Raw genomic sequence first — 16,723 nt, forward strand, 5'->3', positions numbered from 1 at the left:
CCATCCCTCGTTCCCTCACTTGGGAGCACTTAAATTCAGTCAGCTATGAACCGGAGGTCCGTCTGCCAGATGGGCTGCCGCTACGGAAAGCCGATCCGATGAAACAGTTTGTTCTTGCCCTTGCCCTGACCGCAGGCCTTGCCACGCCGGCCGTTGCCGGAACGTTCGGCCCGCTGGTGGAAGCCGATGAGCTGGCCGCAGCGCTCGACAGTGCAGAGCCGGTGCTGCTCGACATCCGCAATGCGGGCTATGAGCAGGGCCATGCCGAAGGCGCGCTGTTCGCGCCATACCGCATGTTCCGCGGACCGGAAAAGAACCCCGGCGCCCTGATCGACCTCACCAAGTTCGAAGCCGAGCTGGAAGAACTCGGGCTGGAGTTGGACACGCCGATCGTGATCCTCGCCGAGGGCAAGACCGATACCGATTTCGGCTCGGCCGCCCGGGTCTACTGGACGTTGAAATCAACCGGCTTCACCGATCTGACGATCCTCAACGGCGGTCTCGAAGCCTGGAAGGCCGCGGGCCTGCCGGTGGATGCCAATGTGGAATCCGCCTTTCCGAGCGAGCTTGACCTGAGCTTCAGTTCTGAATGGCTGGCAACGACGGCCGATGTTGCCGCAGTGGCCTCCGGAGAAGCAAAAGCCCTGCTGGTCGATGCCCGTCCGGTGGAGTTCTACTCCGGCAAGGAAAAGCACGAGCAGGCTGCTCGCCCGGGCACCGTGCCGGGCGCGATCAGCCATGCCTATACGGCCTTCTTCAAGGACGGTTCGCCGAAGATTTCTTCCGGTTTCGACCCGGAAGCGCTGAAAGCCAAGCTGGGTGTCGAAGACGACCGGGAAACCGTCTTCTTCTGCAACACCGGTCACTGGGCGGCAAGCGAATGGTTCGCGGCTTCGGAAATTGCCGGTATCTCGAACACCAAGCTCTATGCCGGCTCCGTCGTCGAATATTCGAACGCCGGATACGAGCTGGAGAACACGCCGGCTGCCGAGGGCACACAGGTCACCAACTGACGTCGCTGACGCGGCCAATACGGTGTATGTCCCGAATTTCTAGCTTCCTTAGGAAGCAGAACAATCGCCTATGGCACGCTCCAACTCCCTCTCCCGTTGGGAGAGGGTTGGGGTGAGGGGACAAACCTCTCGGAAACACGCAAATGTCTGCCCCCTCACCCGGCGCCGTCGCGCCGACCTCTCCCAACGGGAGAGGTTATTTGGGGGCTATTCCGCCTCTACATTCAAACGCGATCACCCTTGCTTGGGCGGAAAACCAACCAGCTTGACTGGTCGCCTCGTGCAGAGATGCGGTTGTTATGTCCCATCGGCAAAACGTCTGACTTGCCTGCGTGCCGTGCGGCGGGCTTAATCCTCCCCGGCAAATCAGAACCGGGAGGCAGAGGTGAGCAAGACCAATCGCGGCAATTTCTTCGAGGACTTCAAGGTGGGTCAGGTGATCCGCCATGCGACGCCGCGCACCGTGACCAGCGGCGACCAGGCACTCTATACCGCCCTCTACGGCTCCCGCTTCGCCGTGCAGTCCTCCGACGCCTTTGCCCGGAAGATCGGCTATGCCCATGCGCCCGTCGACGACCTTCTGACCTTCCACATCGTCTTCGGCAAGACCGTGCCGGATATTTCGCTGAACGCGGTCGCCAATCTCGGCTATGCGGGCGGGCGTTTCCTGGCGCCAGTCTTCCCCGGCGATACGATCTCGACGATTTCGGAGGTGATCGGCAAGAAGGAAAATTCCAACGGTAAGACCGGCGTCGTCTATGTGCGCTCCACCGGCTACACGGCAAACGGCACCGAGGTGCTGGACTATGTGCGCTGGGTGATGGTCAACAAGCGCGTTGCCGCCAATCCGGCGCCGGAAGCGGTGGTGCCGGAATTGCCTGCCGCCCTCGACCCGCAATCCCTTGGCACGGCAGTGCCGCTGCTCGATACCGCCGACTGGGACAACGACCTCGCCGGGTCGCCCTACCGGTTCGCCGATTACGAGATCGGCGAGAAGATCGACCATGTCGACGGCATGACGGTGGAGGAGGCCGAGCACCAGATGGCGACGCGGCTTTATCAGAACACCGCCAAGGTGCATTTCAACCATCACACGGAAGTCCATAACCGTTTCGGCCACCGGCTGGTCTATGGCGGCCACGTGATTTCCATCGCAAGGGCGCTCTCCTTCAACGGGCTTGCCAACGCGTTCCATATCGCCGGCATCAATGGCGGGCGACACGTTGGGCCGCTGGCAGCAGGCGACACCGTCTATGCCTGGTCGGAAGTGCTGGACAAGGCCGATATCGAGGGGCGGAGCGATGTCGGCGCCCTGCGCCTGCGGCTTGTCGCCACCAAGAACCGGCCCTGCCACGACTTCCCGGGCCAGGACCACGAGGACAATTACCTTCCGGAAGTCGTGCTCGACTTCGACTACTGGGCGTTGATGCCGAAGTAGGCACCGCCATTCAAATGTTCGCCGCCGCGTCGCCTTCCAGCAAGAAGGCGGCGCGGTTTGTCTTTACGGCGTGGATTGCCGCGCGCACAGTCGGGGAAACGGGAGAGTGCGCCATGAAGACTGTTTCCTTCACCCAGATGAAAGACGGTACCAGGGAAGACTATGAATTCCTGGCCGAGGCCGAGCGGCCCTATCACGCCCTGACGGCGGACAGAGTGCTGGCGGAACTCAAGCGGCAGAACGAGGATACGCTGTCGGGCTACAAGATCACGCGCATGCAACACGGCCTGCAGGCGGCAACGCGGGCACGGCGTGACGGCGCGGATATCGACTGGGTCGTCGGCGCGCTGCTGCATGACATCGGCGACGGACTGGCACCGCAGAACCACGACAGGTTCTCAGCCGAGGTCATCCGCCCCTTCGTGCGCGACGAGGTTGCCTGGGTGGTGGAGCATCACGGCATCTTCCAGATGCTTTATTACGGTCGCCACTACGGCTGGGACGAGAATGCCCGCGACGCGTTCAAGGACCACATCCATTTCCAGGCCTGCGCCGACTTCTGCGAACGCTGGGACCAGTCGTCCTTCGATCCGGACTATGAAATGGATCCGCTGGAGAGCTTCGATCCGCTGGTGCGCCAGGTCTTTTCCCGCAAGGCCTACGATCCGGCGGTCACGCAGGAAGGTGTCTCGAAGGGGCTGCCGACGCCGGAGTGAATTTTCAGGGGGAGGTTTCAGCCCTTATTACGACCTCATCCTGAGGAGGACCGTCAGGTCCGTCTCGAAGGATGGGCCGCTTGCACCTGTATTTGCCGCCCATCCTTCGAGACAGCGCTAACGCGCTTCCTCAGGATGAGGTGGTGGGTTGAAAATCGCGATGGTTCCTGAGACAGGACCCGCTTAGTTCGGCTTGGCGGCCGGCACGATTTCGGTCTGGATCGGGCTGACAGAGGCGCCCTCGTCCGAGGCCTTTGCGCCGAAGGGAACCCAGCGCTTGAAGAACCCGCCGACGGAGCTGCCCTTGGTGTCTTCCTGAGGGGCAAAGGCGGTTTCGACCGCGGTGCCCGGACGCTGTTGTGCTTCCGGCGCTTCTGCTGCCGCGGTTGCGGTTTCAACCGGCTGGGAGGCTGGTGTCTCGGCAGCAGGCGTTTCCGTCTTCGCCGTTTCCACCGGCGGATTGTCGGCATTTGCGGTGCCAAGCGTCTCGGCAATGCGGCTTGAGCGCTCGTCCCAGCGCTTCTGGCGTTCGTCGCGCGCGTCGTAGCGGGCGGCCAGCTGCTGGAATTTCTCGTTGTCCCGGCGCTGCTTGGCGGCAACGGCCGAGGCGAGGCCCGGGGTTACCTGGTAGTCCGGACATTTGGCGCTGGCACGGAAGGGTACGCCCTGGACCAGCGTGGTCGCGTCGAAAACGTATTTCTTTTCGCAGACGGAAACCTGCGGCGGCGTGCCGGCCACCTCGAAATGGTCGTACCCCGTCTTCAGCATCTTCCAGAAGTCAAGATGCTCGCTGTCACGGTGCATGGCCATGTTTTCCGGCGTCATGCGGAAGGGGAAAGCCTGCACCTGGAAGGAGCGCTGGCCACCTTTGAAGCTGTCGCGGGCAAGGGCGTAGATGTCCTGGACCTGCTCGTCGGTCATGGCGTAGCAGCCGCGGGACGAGCAGGCGCCGTGCACCATCAGGTGCGAACCGGTGCGGCCGTGCGAGCGGTCATAGGTGTTCGGGTAGCCCAGATTGAAGGCCAGATGGTAGCTGGAGTTGGGGTTCATCAGCGCGGGCGTGATTTCGTAGAACCCTTCGGGAGCCTGCCGGTCGCCTTCCTTGATCTTGGGTCCAAGCCCGCCAGACCATTTGCAGATCTCGAATTCTTCCAGGAGCTTGTATTTGCCGGTGCGGGTCTGTTTCCAGACTTCCAGCGTGTTCTCCTGCTTGAAGATGCGGATCATGATCGGCGAGGCGGCGCTCATGTTCAGGTCCGACATCTTGCGCTTTACCGCAGAGCTTACCGGTTCGTTCGCCTTGTTGGGGCCGGCGCTGAATTCGTCGGCCTGGCACGATGCCAGGATCCCCGCAGCCAGAAGCGCTGCGCCAAGCCGGGCCGCTTTGCGGCCTCGCTGGCTGCCTGCGCCCTGATGGAGGCCGGCTGACGATGTCAAAAGGCGCCGAAACAACATGATACTATCCCAAACTCGACGGAAAGCGTCTGGCCTGGTTCTGCCGAACCGGCCGTCGCATTTCCTGCGTCCTCGCCCCCGCCAAAGGCTAGGGAATGATGGTTGACGATAAGTTACTGAAACCGGTTTGCCCCGGCGACCCAAATTCCGGTGATAGGAACAAAAACTTTCAATCTGGTCCGAACCCCGTCCCATCCTTGCCTGAATGACGGCAAATTCTGGCCACAGAATGGCAAAAGGGCCGCTTCAAACGCGGCCCCCTGAACTTTTTTCGTGTAATTCCGGCAAATTAGCTGAGAGTTCTGCCGATCGAGATGAATTTCTCGCGGCGCTGCTTGCGCAGCTCGGCCGGGGACAGGCCGTCCAGCTCCTTCAGGGCCGCCTCGATGGCCTTGCCGGCATTGTCGATGACGATCTCGCGCGCCCGGTGGGCGCCGCCGACCGGTTCCTTGACGATGTCGTCGATCACGCCGAGCTGCTTCAGGTCCTGGGCGGTGATCTTCAGGGCCGTCGCAGCGTCCTGGGCCTTGGCGCTGTCGCGCCAGAGGATCGAGGCCGCACCTTCCGGCGAGATCACCGAATAGATGGCATGCTCCATCATCAGCACCTTGTTGGCGGTCGCGATCGCGATCGCCCCGCCCGAACCGCCTTCGCCGATGACGACGGAAACGGACGGTGTGCCAAGGCCGAGGCCGACATCGGTGGAGCGGGCAATCGCTTCGGACTGGCCGCGCTCTTCAGCGCCGCGGCCCGGATACGCACCGGAGGTGTCGACGAAACTGATGAGCGGCAGGCCGAAACGCTCGGCCATTTCCATGACGCGCACGGCCTTGCGGTAGCCTTCCGGGCGGACCATGCCGAAATTGTGCTTCAGGCGGGTTTCCGTATCGTGGCCCTTTTCCTGGGCGAGCACGGCGACGGACTGGCCGCGGAACCGGCCGATGCCGGCGATCAGCGCGGCGTCCTCGGCGAACTTGCGGTCACCGGCGAGCGGGGTGAAGTCCTCGATCAGGCCTGCGATATAGGCGACCGCATGCGGGCGGTCCGGATGGCGGGCGACGAGGGTCTTCTGCCATGGCGTCAGCTTGGCATAGAGTTCCTGCAGCGTCTGCGAGGATTTCGTTTTCAGCCGGTCGATTTCGCTGTCCACGTTGACGGCTTCACCATCTTCCCCGGCGAGCGCCCGCAGTTCCTGGATCTTGCCTTCGATGTCTGCAACGGGCTTTTCGAATTCCAAATAGCTGTGCATGTACTCGGTTACCTGAACAATCCGGCGCCACCTTGGAGACCGGCGGCCGTTCCGGGAAATCTGGTCGGACACGCGTGGCGCGCCTCGATGCGTATGGTGGAGGGCTGTATCAAGAGACGCAAGAGGGCGCAAGCCTCGGCTGCAAGGCTGCGCCTCTTAATCGGCAGCAGGCAGGCTGCCGGGGAAGTCTTCAGTCGGCGGAGGCCTGGTCGCTGCCGGCGCCGTCGATATTCAGCTTGGCGGCTTCCACGACGAGGCGGCCGCTCGAGGAATCCACTTCGATACGGTAGGGGATCAGCACGTTTTCGCGGCCCATCGGTGCGATCCAGACCTCGATGTTGGCCCGGGCCATTTCCTTGACGGAATCCTTCGACGGGCGATGGCCGGCAACGGGAACCCAGCGGGCCTTGCAGACCACAACCGGGCCGTCATAGCCATGGCCGGACACTTCCTTCGTGCCTGCATAGCTGAGCTTGATGTCGAAACGGGTCCAGCCGTCGAAGACCGGAAGCTTGCGCGAGCAGGCCTTGGGGCCAAGGCTGTCGCGGGCCGAGCCGACCGGCATCAATGCGGCGCTCAAGGGGTCGATGGCATTGCGGGTGTGGCGGTTGGTCACCTGGATGCGTTCGGGATTGGGCCGCAGTTGCGGCGTCACGTCCATGGAGCGGATGCTGCCGGATCCCTGGTTCAGGTTCACGGCCATGTCGAAGCTGGCATAGCGCGAGGCCATGCGGTACTTGGACGGCACCACCTTGGAACCGACCAGCCAGCCGGACGCTTCCGCGCCGCCCTTGCCGGTGGTGAAGAGCGTCCCGATACCGGCCGGTTCCATGCTGACCTTGGCCGAATAGGCGTTGCCCTGCATGACGAGGGACAGGGTGCCGCGACCGATCTTGAAGCCGGCAATCGACATGTTATAGAGGCCGTTGACGCTGCTTTTCTTGGCTTCCGCAGGCGTCGTCAGCAGTGCCGCAGCAAGCAGCGGCAGGGCGATCAGGCGCCCGAAAGACGTCAATCCAAACACTTCAAAACCTCCGGACTGCCTGTCAGGCAGCGAACTGCGCCCCCGCGCCATGAGTGTTCCGCAACGGAAAGAATAGCATGAATCTGCGTCGCCGAACGACCCCAATCATTCAAAATTATGGTAACTCACTGGTTAACGCGGCCGGTTGGCGCAAATAAAAGCAGTGAATCTCCGCAAAGCGGGGGAGATGTCTTGACGTTGGCGCGCGCTGCCTTTATAGCGGAGCAACTTTTTCCGAGAAATGCCGGAGACGTTGTCGCCGGGCCTCAGGTCCGCGCCGCTTCCGGTTGGACTTGCTGGGTTCCAGGTAACGGCCCAGCCACGAAAACAAAAGGTGATATCATGGCACGCCGTTGCGAACTCTCCGGCAAAGATGTGATGACGGGCAACAACGTCTCTCACGCTAACAACAAATCCCGCCGCCGGTTCCTGCCGAACCTGTGCAATGTCTCCCTGATCAGCGACACGCTGGGCGAGACCTTCAAGCTGCGCGTCAGCGCCCACGCCCTGCGCTCTGTCGAGCACCGTGGCGGCCTGGATGCATATCTCCTGAAGTCCAACGACGACGACCTGTCCGACGCAGCGCGCAAGATCAAGGTCAGCGTCAAGCGCAAGCAGGCTGAAGCCGCTGCCGCTTGAGTAGCTGCAAGTCCTGCGGCGCAAGGCTGCAGGCTTTAAGGATCGACATTTTGAACGCTCAATCGGTCTCGATTGGGCGTTCGTCGTTATGAGGTGAAGCCATGTCCGACATCCGGGCCTTTTCCGCCGGTCATCATGTGATCGCGATCGTGGCGATGGCCATTGTCGTCGTCGCATCGAATTTCCTGGTGCAGTATCCGGTCGACCATGTCGTCGGCAGCGTCAATCTTGCCGATACGCTGACCTGGGGCGCCTTCACCTATCCGGTCGCCTTTCTGGTCACCGATCTCACCAACCGGCGCTTCGGCCCGGCAGCCGCCCGCAAGGTGGTGATCGCCGGTTTCGTGATCGCCGTCGTGCTGTCGATCTGGCTGGCAACGCCGCGCATCGCGATTGCTTCCGGCACGGCCTTCCTCGTCGCCCAGTTGCTGGACGTCACCATTTTCGACCGCATGCGCCGGCTGACCTGGTGGAAGGCGCCGATCGTCTCGTCCTTCATCGGCTCGGTGATCGACACGATCCTGTTCTTCGGCATCGCCTTCTCGGCCACCTTCGGCTTCATCGATGTCCTCTTCGGCATGGAAGACAGCTCGCTTGCCTTCCCGGTGCCGTTCCTCGGTATCAGCGACGAGACCCAGGTCCTGCTGTGGACTTCGCTCGCCGTCGGCGACTTCTGCGTGAAGATGCTGGTGGCCGTCCTCATGCTGGCGCCCTACCGCATCGTGCTCAGCCTCTTCCGGGCAATGCCGGACGGACGGGCGGCGTGAGGCTCTCTAGTGGTTCGATTCTGACATTTGCATCCTCCTGCTGCTAGCGCTGGAGCAAATGTCAGAATCATAAGAACCGCTAGATAAATATATAATTCTAGTGGAGCTTTTGAATTTGACATTTGAGCATCAGCCTAGCCGCGAGCGGGACTCAAATGTCAAATTCGCTCCACTAGGGACGATGTGATTGAATTAAGGCGCCTTAGGGCGCCTTTTTGTTTTGAAGCTTGCTCGGCGTAAGTCCGCTTGTGCAGGCGAAGCTCCCCTCCCCCTTGTGGGGAGGGGTTGGGGGTGGGGGTAAGCCGCATCGCAAAGTGTGGGTTACGGCTTCGCCGTTTACCCCCATCCCTAGCCCTTCCCCACAAGGGGGAAGGGGACAGATCCGGATACGTGGATGGCGTTGAAAGAAATTATTCCTCCAGCCGGAACCGCAAAAAAAGCGTCCGCTGCAGGATCGAGCGGTTGTTGTCGGAGAGAAGCGTCAGGATGGTGTCGCCGGTTTCGGATTGGTGGACAGCAAGGGCTTCCATGTTGTCGATCTGGTCGTTGAAACCGGCTTCCAGCAGCGTCTCGCCGTCCAGGACCGCGCCGGGCGCAATCTCCGACCCGTTGAAGCGGCGCAGGCGCAGGCCGATGAGGTCGCGCAGGCTGAAGCGGCGTTCCATCAACAGGAAATCACCGCCGGGCAGAAAAGCGGCGTCGGTGGCGTCGAACCGGTCGGTCCGGCGGATGGTGAAGGTCTCAGTCCCGTCCGGGCCGATGATGAAACCGGAGAGGTCGTGGAAGTCGCTGGGAGAGGATTCCGCCACCGCGACGAGCTTGCCCGCAAGCGGGCCATCTTCCGGCGCGGCGGCGAGGGACTCCAGGCCGGTGTTGCGGGGCAGGTCGCGGATTGCGTCCGGCACGGCCACCTCGCCGATCATTTTTTCCTTTCCCGTCGCGACCGGCCAGGGAAAGCGGTAGATCGCGTTGCGGGTTTCCGCGGTGACATAAAGACCCGAGCCGGACAGCGTCAACGCTTCCGTGTCATGGCCCCAGCGGGCATTCAGGGTCTTGCCATCGGCTCCCAGAAGCGGCGCGAAGCGGATATTTTCAAGGTCGCGCGGCTTGCCATCCGGCGCCTGCTCGACCTCCCCGGTCACCCAGTGGCCGTTGTCCGTCACGGCCAGAAAGCGGCTGCCGCCCTCAAGGCTGATGAGGCCTGACAGACCGCCGATCTTGCGGTCGGAGGCCAGCAGTTCCAGTCCGCCGAGAAAGACAAGCTTGCCGAAGCGCGTTGCCGTGGTGCCGATTTGAAAGGTTTCGATGGGCTTTGTGCGCGTTGTGACAGGCTGCCCCTCGCTCAGAAGCGCCTGCGCGGCGACGGGAGCCGTCCAGAGGCCCACAGCAAGGCTGAGCGCAGCCGCTATTTTTGCCACTGCAAGTCTTCTGTCCGGTGCCCGTTCACTCCGCGCGTTCGCCATGGTGCCGGTCCGGCCGTCTAGTGGAGCGAATTTGACATTTGAGTCCCGCTCGCGGCTAGGCTGATGCTCAAATGTCAAATTCAAAAGCTCCACTAGAATCATAAATTTATCTAGTGGTTCTTATGATTCTGACATTTGCTCCAGCGCTAGCAGCAGGGGGATGCAAATGTCAGAATCGAACCACTAGCGGCGGCCGCCGGCGCGCTTGCGCCGCCCGCGTGACTGGGAGGCCAGGATGGCCTCGTCGTCGAAGAGGTTGGCAAGCTGGTCGGTCATCGCACCCGCCAGTTCTTCCGCATCGACGATGGTGACCGCGCGGCGGTAGTAGCGGGTGACGTCGTGGCCGATGCCGATGGCGATCAGTTCCACGGGCGAGCGGGTCTCGATTTCCTCAATGACGTAGCGCAGGTGCCGCTCCAGATAGTTGCCCGGGTTGACCGACAGGGTGGTGTCGTCGACCGGAGCCCCGTCCGAGATCATCATCAGGATGCGGCGCTGTTCCGGCCGGGCCAGCAGCCGGTCATGGGCCCACAGCAGCGCTTCGCCGTCGATGTTTTCCTTGAGCAGCCCCTCGCGCATCATCAGGCCAAGATTGCGCCGGGCACGCCGCCAGGGCGCATCCGCGGACTTGTAGATGATGTGGCGCAGGTCGTTCAGACGGCCAGGCGTCGGCGGTTTGCCAGCGCCGATCCAGCTCTCGCGGGACTGGCCGCCTTTCCAGGCCTTGGTGGTGAAGCCGAGGATCTCGACCTTGACGCCGCAGCGCTCCAGCGTGCGGGCCAGGATATCGGCGCAGGTCGCTGCGACCGTGATCGGCCGGCCGCGCATGGAGCCGGAATTATCGAGCAGCAGCGTCACCACCGTGTCGCGGAAGTTGGTGTCGCGTTCCTGCTTGAAAGCAAGCGGTGCCATCGGGTCTGTGACCGCGCGGGTGAGGCGGGCCGTGTCCAGCAGGCCTTCTTCCAGGTCGAAATCCCAAGCGCGGTTCTGCTGCGCCATCAGCTTTCTCTGCAGCCGGTTGGCGAGCCGCGCAACCGCGCCCTGCAGATGGGTCAGCTGCTTGTCGAGGAAACCGCGCAGCCGGTCGAGCTCGGCCATATCGCAAAGCTCTTCCGCCGTCACCGTCTCGTCGAACTGGGTGGTGAAGACGCGGTAGTCGGTCTCCGGCCGGTTGGAGAAGGGCAGGTCCGGGCGTTCGCTCTCGCCGGGCTCTTCGGAATCCTCCGCCATGTCCTGTTCGGCGAAGTCCTCCATGTCGGCTTCGGCGGCGTCCGTGTCGCCGCTGTCCTCTTCCTCGCCGGAGAGTTCCATCTCCTGCGGGGAAGCTTCCTGTTCGCCGCTGTCGTCTTCGCTGTCTTCTCCGGCTTCCGCCTCGTCGTTGTTGCCCTGGTCCTCGCTCTCGTCCGGATCCATGTCCTGGTCGAGATCACCAAGCTCGTCGCCCATGTCGAGGGATTTGAGGACGTCGCGGAGGCGCGAGGCAAAGGTGTTCTGGTCCTCGACCTCGGCTTCCAGCCGGTCGAGATCCGCCCCGGCCTTGTCCTCGATCCAGCCGCGCCACATGTCGACGAGCTTGCTGGCACTTTCCGGCGGCCTGGCGCCGGTCAGGCGTTCGCGCACCATCAGCGACAGGGCATCCTGAAGCGGGGCTTCCTCGCGGGACGAAATGTCCGGTGCGCCGGACTTGCGGAACCGGTCGTCCAGCATCACCGACAGATTGTCGGCGACACCCTGCATGCGCCGGGCACCGACAGCCTCGCAGCGGGCCTGTTCGACCGCCTCGAAGATTGCTCGCGCATCCGGGCCCTGGGGCATGTTCTTCGCATGCACCGCCTTGTCGTGGCAGGCAATGCGCAGGGCCATGGAATCCGACAGGCCGCGCGTTACCGCGATTTCGCGCGCATTCACCTTGCGCGAAGGTTCGGGCAGGCGGGCCGACAGGCCGCTGAGGCCCGGGCGGTCACCGGAAAAGATGACTTCCAGTTCCGCTTCGCCGGCAATCGCCCGCATGGTGCCGCTCACCGACTGCTTGAAGGGCTCGGTGGAGGGGGCGGGCTTGTTGCCCGGAAGGGAATTGTGACCTGGCCGCGGTGCCATTCGGAACCTCAGCTCATGACGACGTTGACGGAGGATTCCGGCAAGTCCTCGCCAAAGCAGCGCTGGTAGAATTCTGCCACCAGGGACTGTTCCATGTCATCGCATTTGTTGAGGAAGGTCAGGCGGAAGGCAAAGCCGACATCGCCGAAGATCTCCGCGTTTTCCGCCCAGGTGATGACCGTGCGTGGGCTCATCACGGTGGAGAGGTCGCCGTTGATGAAGGCGTTGCGGGTCATGTCGGCGAGACGCACCATCTTGGAGACGATGTTGCGGCCCTCGTCGGTCTGGAAGTGCTTGGCCTTCGACAGGACGATGTCGACCTCGTTGTCGTGCGGCAGGTAGTTCAGCGTGGTAACGATCGACCAGCGGTCCATCTGGGCCTGGTTGATCTGCTGGGTGCCGTGATAGAGGCCGGAGGTGTCGCCGAGGCCGACCGTGTTGGCGGTGGCGAACAGGCGGAAGGCGGCGTGCGGCCGAATGACGCGGCTCTGGTCGAGCAGGGTCAGGCGGCCGGAGGATTCCAGAATACGCTGGATCACGAACATCACGTCCGGACGGCCGGCATCGTATTCGTCGAAGACCAGCGCGACATTGTGCTGATAGGCCCAGGGTAGGATGCCGTCCCGGAATTCGGTGATCTGGAGGCCGTCCTTGATGACGATGGCATCCTTGCCGACCAGGTCGATACGGGAGATGTGGCTGTCGAGGTTGACGCGGATACACGGCCAGTTCAGGCGGGCGGCGACCTGTTCGATATGGGTCGATTTGCCGGTGCCGTGATAGCCGGTCACCATCACGCGGCGGTTATGGGCAAAACCGGCCAGGATCGCGAGCGTGGTCGCTCTGTCGAACAGGTAATCGTTGTCCCGCTCGGGCACATGCTCGGACGGCGCGGAAAATGCAGGAACCTTGAGGCCGGACTTGAAACCGAAAACCTCTTCTACAGAAACCTCAGTGTCCGGCATGGCCATGGCCGCAGTCGTCGTCTCAGTCATCAGTCCTCCGCAATCCCGGGCGGCCGGGAAGGGTCTTTGGGAAAAGCCGGCAGGACCCTGCAGGCTCTAAAGGAAACCGGCTTTTTTCAGAACGTTATACGCCTGAATGATTTCCCGCAGGCGGTCTTCGGAAGACCTGTCACCGCCATTGGCATCCGGATGGTTCAGTTTGACCAGCTCCTTATAGCGCGCTTTGATTTCGGCGCCACGGGCTGTGTAGGGGAGATTGAGCACATCCAGGGAACGTTTTTCAAGCGTTAGTAGCTTTCTTTCGCGCGGCCGGCGCATCTGTTCAGTACGCCGTTGCGCGTTTGCACGCATGTTGGATCGTGCATCGAAGCCGTCCGGACCGTCTGCGGCCTGCTTGTTGACACCCATCTTCCAAGTCGGCCGGTGCCCGGTGAGGCTGTCCTTCTGGTAGGAGCGCACGTCGTCGTCGCCCATGCCGGTGAAGTAGTTGTAGGACTTGTTGTATTCGCGTACGTGGTCGACGCAGAAATGGAAATACTGGCCCTCCCGGTTGCGCCCCTTGGGCGCCCGGTGCATGCCCGGCCGTTCGCAGCCGGGATGGTCGCACACCGGATGACGGTCCTGCTCGACCCGTTCCTTGTCCGGCTTAACGCGAATGCTGTCGAAGAGTTTGGAGTCCAGTTTCATGCGTCAGAATATCGAAGTCCGAGTGAGCACGGGCAAGCCCGCGGGGAGTTGCATTGTCCCGGTATCCAAAGCTAATTTCCGGGCGTCGGATGGCCAGGGCACTGGCAAGCCCGACACTTTATCAGCCGGGGTCGGGCCATGAAAGACTTGACCTTTGAGAATACCCACCCAACGTGAGCCTTATGAGCACAAAACAGACGATTTCCGCAAAGCTGACCGAAGCCTTCTCCCCGTCCTTTCTGAATGTCATCGACGAATCGGAAAAACACCGGGGTCATGGCGGCTGGCGCGAGGGCGGCGAGACCCATTTTCGGGTGCAGATCGCCTCAGCAGCCTTCGAAGGCATGAACCGGGTGGCGCGGCACCGGGCGATCAACGATCTTCTGGCCGAGGAACTGGCCGGCGGTGTTCACGCCCTCGCCCTCGAAATCCGCGCCGACAGCGAACCGGATCCGCGTGCCGCCCGGGTGGCGGACGTCTGACGGGCCTCCAATTCGGACGTAACTTTTCTGAGGCGTGGCCGCGAACCCCCACCCCTAGCCCCTCCCCACAAGGGGGAGGGGGATTTTTCCGAATTTGCCGCGATATCTGAATGCAATCGGCCGGAACCGAACTGTTTGCATCAGCCAAATCGCGAAGCCTTGTTCCCCTCCCCCTTGTGGGGAGGGGCTAGGGGTGGGGGTATCCCACGTTTGTGACTAGCCCTTCAAACTCCGACCTTCGCCGGAACCGGGGCTGCTTGCGCAGGTGCCGCAGCAGCAGGCGATTTCACGCCGGGAATCTGCCCCAGCGGCATGATCCTCAGCCGCGTGATGCGGTTCTTTTCCCGGCGCAGGACCGTGAAGCGGAAGCCGTGGAAGGTGAAGATCTGGCGTTCTTCCGGGATCATCCGGGCTTCGTGGATGACAAGGCCGGCAATCGTCGTCGCCTCGTCGTCCGGCAGGCTCCAGTCGGCGGCGCGGTTGAGATCGCGGATCGGAACGGAGCCGTCGACGATCACCGACCCGTCGGCCTGAGGGCGCAGGCCCTCCAGCTCGACGTCGTGCTCGTCGGCAATCTCGCCGACGATTTCCTCCAGGATATCCTCCAGCGTCACCAGGCCCATCACCTCGCCATACTCATCCACCACGAGGGCAAAGTGAGCCTTATGGCGCAGGAAGGCGTTGAGCTGATCCTGCAGCGAGGTCGTGTCCGGCACGAACCAGGCCGGGGCGGCAATATCCAGAATGTTGACGTTGGCCGCATCGCCGCCGGCGGCGTGCAGGGCGCGCAGCAGATCCTTGGCATGGAGGACGCCGACGAAATTGTCGCTTTCCCCGCGCCACAGCGGCAGGCGGGTGTAGGGCGAGGACAGGACGGCATTCACCAGCTTGTCCGGATCGTCGTCAAGGTTCAGCGCGACCATGTTGGTCCGGTGCACCATGACGTCGGAGACTTCCAGTTCGGCAAGGTCCAGCAGGCCGCCGAGGCGGTCGCGCTCGCCCTTTTCCAGGCCGCCCTCGATATGCTGCAGGTCGACAGCGCCGCGCAGTTCTTCATGCGGTGACAGGATCGACTTGTCGTCGCCGACATTGACGCCGACAAGCTTCAGGATGTTGCGGACGATCCATTCCACGCCGATGACGATCGGGCCGAAAACAGCGACGACGAAACGGACCAGTGGCGACACTGCCAGGGCAAAGCGTTCCGGGTTGGAAATCGCCCAGGTCTTCGGCAGCACCTCGGCAAAGACCAGGACCAGAACAGTCATGACGAGGGTGGCCAGGGCCACGCCGGCATCGCCGAAAAGCGTCAGGAAGACGCTGGTGGCGAGCGCCGAGGCCAGGATGTTGACCAGGTTGTTGCCGAGCAGCAGAGCGCCGATCAGCCGTTCGCGATTGGCAATGAGGACCATGGCGACGCGTGCGCGCCAGTCGCCGGTCTTTTCCATCTGGTGGATGCGCGCCCGCGAGGCAGCGGTCAGCGCGGTTTCCGATCCGGAAAAGAAACCCGACAGGAACAGGAGCACAAAAATGGCGCCGATGGCCAGCCAGAGAGCCGATTCCGTCATGCCTGCAGTTTCTCCCTGAGAAAGTCCGACACCAGCGCCGGGTCGACGCCCTTTTCGACAAAGGCTTCACCGATGCCGCGGGTGAGAATGAAGGTAAGCGTGCCGCGGCTGACCTTCTTGTCCTGGGCGATGATGTCGAGGAATGTCTCGGCCGGCGGCAACTGGCCCGGGATCTCCTGCATGGTCACCGGCAGGCCGACATCCGTCAGGTGCTTGTGCACCCGGGCAACGGTATCGGCGCCAATGAGGCCGAGACGCTCGGAGAATTCATGTGCCAGCATCATGCCGATGGAGACGCCCTCGCCATGGACGAGCCGTTCAGTCTCGTAGGCAACAGCGGCTTCCAGCGCGTGGCCGAAAGTGTGGCCGAGGTTCAACAGCGCCCGGCGGCCGGATTCAAACTCGTCGGCGGCCACTACATCGGCCTTGGCCTGGCAGGAGCGCGCGACGGCCTCGTCCCGCTCCGCACCGCCGGCAAAGACGGCCTGCCAGTTGGTTTCCAGCCAGGTGAAGAAATCGGCATCGCCGAGAAGACCGTATTTGGCGACTTCCGCATAGCCGGCCCGGAAATCCCGGAGCGGCAGCGTGTCGAGAATGGCAGTGTCGGCCAGCACCAGCGCCGGCTGATGGAACGCGCCGATCAGGTTCTTGCCGTGTCTTGAATTGATGCCGGTCTTGCCGCCGACGGAACTGTCCACCTGCGCCAGCAGTGTTGTCGGCACCTGAATGAAGGTCATGCCACGGCGCACGGCCGAGGCGACAAAGCCCGTCAGGTCGCCGACGACGCCGCCGCCGAGGGCAACCACCGCATCGCCGCGCTCAAGGCGGGCGGCCAGAACCTCGTCACAAAGCCGCTCGAACTGGCGGAAGCATTTGGTGCTCTCGCCGGCCGGAACCGTGATTGCCGTGTGCTGCAGGCCGGCGGCCTTCAGGCTTTCCGAAAAGGTCTTCAGGTGAAGGCTTGCGACGGTCTCGTCGGCGATCACCGCCAGGCGCGCACCCGGCAGCACGGCGGCGATTTCAGCCCCCGCGCCTTCCAGGAGGCCGCGGCCGATCTTGATGTCGTAACTGCGCGCGCCAAGATCCACCCGGACGATCTTCTCGTCCCGCCCCAACAACGCCTTTGCCACTACCGTATCTACCATGCCGTCTTGCTTTTT

Annotated in this window: 15 protein-coding genes; 6 read left to right on the plus strand and 9 right to left on the minus strand. The window is 62.7% G+C overall.

The window, feature by feature from the left end; all coding sequences use genetic code 11:
* The first annotated feature begins 98 nt into the window (after window positions 1-98).
* From ACX3M4_RS21145 to ACX3M4_RS21155, 3 genes are all read left to right on the plus strand, one after another.
* Entirely contained in the window at window positions 99-1,013 is a 915-nt protein-coding gene (locus ACX3M4_RS21145; RefSeq protein WP_459354952.1) for a sulfurtransferase, read from the plus strand.
* 385 nt (window positions 1,014-1,398) lie between these two features.
* A complete protein-coding gene (locus ACX3M4_RS21150) occupies window positions 1,399-2,451 on the plus strand; it encodes a MaoC family dehydratase (protein ID WP_459354953.1) in 1,053 nt (350 codons plus the stop codon).
* 113 nt (window positions 2,452-2,564) lie between these two features.
* A complete protein-coding gene (locus ACX3M4_RS21155; RefSeq protein WP_459354954.1) occupies window positions 2,565-3,167 on the plus strand; it encodes an HD domain-containing protein in 603 nt (200 codons plus the stop codon).
* A gap of 183 nt (window positions 3,168-3,350) precedes the next feature.
* Here the strand turns inward: ACX3M4_RS21155 and ACX3M4_RS21160 are convergent, their stop codons facing one another.
* The 3 genes from ACX3M4_RS21160 to ACX3M4_RS21170 all read right to left on the minus strand — a co-directional run bounded on the left by ACX3M4_RS21160 (window position 3,351) and on the right by ACX3M4_RS21170 (window position 6,895).
* On the minus strand, window positions 3,351-4,622 hold the full coding sequence (locus ACX3M4_RS21160) for a L,D-transpeptidase family protein (protein WP_459354955.1): 1,272 nt from the start codon (window positions 4,620-4,622) through the stop codon (window positions 3,351-3,353).
* A 289-nt stretch (window positions 4,623-4,911) separates the two neighbouring features.
* On the minus strand, window positions 4,912-5,871 hold the full coding sequence (locus ACX3M4_RS21165; protein WP_459354956.1) for an acetyl-CoA carboxylase carboxyltransferase subunit alpha: 960 nt from the start codon (window positions 5,869-5,871) through the stop codon (window positions 4,912-4,914).
* Between the two features lie 190 nt (window positions 5,872-6,061).
* Complete coding sequence (locus tag ACX3M4_RS21170) at window positions 6,062-6,895, minus strand: DUF3108 domain-containing protein (RefSeq protein ID WP_459354957.1); 834 nt, start codon at window positions 6,893-6,895, stop codon at window positions 6,062-6,064.
* Window positions 6,896-7,237: 342 nt separating this feature from the next.
* Between ACX3M4_RS21170 and rpmB the strand changes: the two genes are divergently transcribed.
* The gene (gene rpmB / locus ACX3M4_RS21175) at window positions 7,238-7,534 is read left to right on the plus strand and encodes a 50S ribosomal protein L28 (RefSeq protein ID WP_459354958.1); all 297 of its coding nucleotides are present in this window, start codon (window positions 7,238-7,240) and stop codon (window positions 7,532-7,534) included.
* A 101-nt stretch (window positions 7,535-7,635) separates the two neighbouring features.
* Entirely contained in the window at window positions 7,636-8,301 is a 666-nt protein-coding gene (locus ACX3M4_RS21180; protein ID WP_459354959.1) for a VUT family protein, read from the plus strand.
* A gap of 410 nt (window positions 8,302-8,711) precedes the next feature.
* Here the strand turns inward: ACX3M4_RS21180 and ACX3M4_RS21185 are convergent, their stop codons facing one another.
* The 4 genes from ACX3M4_RS21185 to ACX3M4_RS21200 form a co-directional block, all read right to left on the minus strand.
* On the minus strand, window positions 8,712-9,719 hold the full coding sequence (locus ACX3M4_RS21185) for an esterase-like activity of phytase family protein (RefSeq protein WP_459354960.1): 1,008 nt from the start codon (window positions 9,717-9,719) through the stop codon (window positions 8,712-8,714).
* Between the two features lie 228 nt (window positions 9,720-9,947).
* Window positions 9,948-11,861, minus strand: coding sequence for a cobaltochelatase subunit CobT (gene cobT, locus ACX3M4_RS21190; RefSeq protein ID WP_459354961.1), 1,914 nt, complete (start codon window positions 11,859-11,861; stop codon window positions 9,948-9,950).
* An 8-nt stretch (window positions 11,862-11,869) separates the two neighbouring features.
* Window positions 11,870-12,856, minus strand: coding sequence for a cobaltochelatase subunit CobS (cobS, locus tag ACX3M4_RS21195; RefSeq protein WP_459354962.1), 987 nt, complete (start codon window positions 12,854-12,856; stop codon window positions 11,870-11,872).
* A gap of 66 nt (window positions 12,857-12,922) precedes the next feature.
* Window positions 12,923-13,513: a DnaJ domain-containing protein gene (locus ACX3M4_RS21200; RefSeq protein WP_459354963.1), complete on the minus strand. Its 591-nt coding sequence runs from the start codon at window positions 13,511-13,513 to the stop codon at window positions 12,923-12,925.
* A 182-nt stretch (window positions 13,514-13,695) separates the two neighbouring features.
* Here ACX3M4_RS21200 and ACX3M4_RS21205 point away from each other — a divergent pair, with 182 nt between their 5' ends.
* The gene (locus ACX3M4_RS21205; protein WP_459354964.1) at window positions 13,696-13,995 is read left to right on the plus strand and encodes a BolA family protein; all 300 of its coding nucleotides are present in this window, start codon (window positions 13,696-13,698) and stop codon (window positions 13,993-13,995) included.
* A 224-nt stretch (window positions 13,996-14,219) separates the two neighbouring features.
* Here the strand turns inward: ACX3M4_RS21205 and ACX3M4_RS21210 are convergent, their stop codons facing one another.
* The gene (locus ACX3M4_RS21210) at window positions 14,220-15,563 is read right to left on the minus strand and encodes an HlyC/CorC family transporter (protein ID WP_459354965.1); all 1,344 of its coding nucleotides are present in this window, start codon (window positions 15,561-15,563) and stop codon (window positions 14,220-14,222) included.
* On the minus strand, window positions 15,560-16,708 hold the full coding sequence (gene aroB, locus ACX3M4_RS21215) for a 3-dehydroquinate synthase (RefSeq protein WP_459354966.1): 1,149 nt from the start codon (window positions 16,706-16,708) through the stop codon (window positions 15,560-15,562). Before aroB ends, ACX3M4_RS21210 begins: the two co-directional genes overlap by 4 nt.
* Window positions 16,709-16,723: the final 15 nt, after the last annotated feature.

This window comes from Roseibium sp. M-1 (genome assembly GCF_054515675.1).

What these genes read in the sequence shown, in the direction of transcription:
- ACX3M4_RS21205 (WP_459354964.1), top strand. Translation starts at nt 13,696, where the DNA reads ATGAGCACAAAACAGACGATTTCCGCAAAGCTGACCGAAGCCTTCTCC.
- ACX3M4_RS21200 (WP_459354963.1), bottom strand. Translation starts at nt 13,513, where the DNA reads ATGAAACTGGACTCCAAACTCTTCGACAGCATTCGCGTTAAGCCGGAC.
- rpmB (WP_459354958.1), top strand. Translation starts at nt 7,238, where the DNA reads ATGGCACGCCGTTGCGAACTCTCCGGCAAAGATGTGATGACGGGCAAC.
- cobT (WP_459354961.1), bottom strand. Translation starts at nt 11,861, where the DNA reads ATGGCACCGCGGCCAGGTCACAATTCCCTTCCGGGCAACAAGCCCGCC.
- ACX3M4_RS21160 (WP_459354955.1), bottom strand. Translation starts at nt 4,622, where the DNA reads ATGTTGTTTCGGCGCCTTTTGACATCGTCAGCCGGCCTCCATCAGGGC.
- cobS (WP_459354962.1), bottom strand. Translation starts at nt 12,856, where the DNA reads ATGACTGAGACGACGACTGCGGCCATGGCCATGCCGGACACTGAGGTT.
- ACX3M4_RS21145 (WP_459354952.1), top strand. Translation starts at nt 99, where the DNA reads ATGAAACAGTTTGTTCTTGCCCTTGCCCTGACCGCAGGCCTTGCCACG.
- ACX3M4_RS21180 (WP_459354959.1), top strand. Translation starts at nt 7,636, where the DNA reads ATGTCCGACATCCGGGCCTTTTCCGCCGGTCATCATGTGATCGCGATC.
- ACX3M4_RS21155 (WP_459354954.1), top strand. Translation starts at nt 2,565, where the DNA reads ATGAAGACTGTTTCCTTCACCCAGATGAAAGACGGTACCAGGGAAGAC.
- aroB (WP_459354966.1), bottom strand. Translation starts at nt 16,708, where the DNA reads ATGGTAGATACGGTAGTGGCAAAGGCGTTGTTGGGGCGGGACGAGAAG.
- ACX3M4_RS21165 (WP_459354956.1), bottom strand. Translation starts at nt 5,871, where the DNA reads ATGCACAGCTATTTGGAATTCGAAAAGCCCGTTGCAGACATCGAAGGC.
- ACX3M4_RS21210 (WP_459354965.1), bottom strand. Translation starts at nt 15,563, where the DNA reads ATGACGGAATCGGCTCTCTGGCTGGCCATCGGCGCCATTTTTGTGCTC.